Genomic DNA, 988 nt, shown 5'->3' on the forward strand with positions numbered 1-988 from the left:
TTAGTACACTTTCGATATAATATTGAACACTGGTCATGGCGCCTTCTTCCACCATACGATTGTCATCCGGATCGTTAGGATCTGAGAAACCTGCTTTTGTCATTTGGCATTGTTTTACATTTTTTGAATCCATGAATGAGGACACTTTTGTCATCGTATTATTCATCATGATTTTGGCTTTTTCACGATTTTCTGCTTTCTGTAAAAACATATAAGCCGTAGCTGCAAGACCTCCAATTAACAATGAACGTGTATTTCCTCTAGACATCGTCATCCCTCCAATTGTTGTTAAAAATCAGTTATCTTATATTGATACCCACTTTCACAGACAATCACACATCTTCTTTCATAATTCCAATTTGCTTTCCTAAAATAATTCTGATGGATACTATTTAATCGTAAGGATGAAAGGTATATAAGATGGTATTTAGGAGATTTCGTACTGTACATCTTTTTGAGTTGAATAACTATAATTCAACTCAAAATAAAAATTATACTTCTAGTAACCGTCTGTAAAAATATTTCTTTCGAATTTATACTAACTTTATACGAAGAAATACCAATAGAGTGGTCTATCTATCTGGACTAAAATCGTTAAAAATCCAAATAATATTATCCATAAATTGTTTGCTTTTCGAAATAAAAGAGGCTATACGGTACAATAAAATTATGAGAAAAGGAGGTTACTAGTTATGAAGAAAACGTTGTTACTGACAGGTTTTGAACCCTTTTTAAAGTTCACGGTGAATCCAACTATGAAAATAGTGGAAGAATTAAACGGACAAACGATTGGAGATTATCAAATTGTAGGGAAAACGATGACGGTTGATTTTAAGTCATCAGGGGACCAATTAGTCGCTTTGATAAAAGAGTTACAGCCGGATGCAGTCATTTCATTGGGATTGGCAGGAGGTCGCTCAAAAATAACACCAGAACGCATCGCGATCAATGTGAAAGATGGTGCTGCAGATAACGAAGGACATACACC

2 protein-coding genes are annotated in these 988 nt (G+C 34.3%); one reads left to right on the forward strand and one right to left on the reverse strand.

All coding sequences use genetic code 11. From position 1 onward, the window contains the following. Window positions 1-268 (reverse strand): hypothetical protein (locus AC1DSL_RS18650; RefSeq protein WP_477533388.1); only part of this gene is annotated, 268 nt, incomplete at its 3' end. Between the two features lie 424 nt (window positions 269-692). On the opposite strand from AC1DSL_RS18650, the gene AC1DSL_RS18655 reads away from it, so the two are divergent. Beyond that, the coding region (locus AC1DSL_RS18655) for a pyroglutamyl-peptidase I (protein WP_477533389.1) at window positions 693-988 on the forward strand (296 nt) is incomplete at its 3' end.

This window comes from Paenisporosarcina sp. P4_D4, from assembly GCF_056401835.1.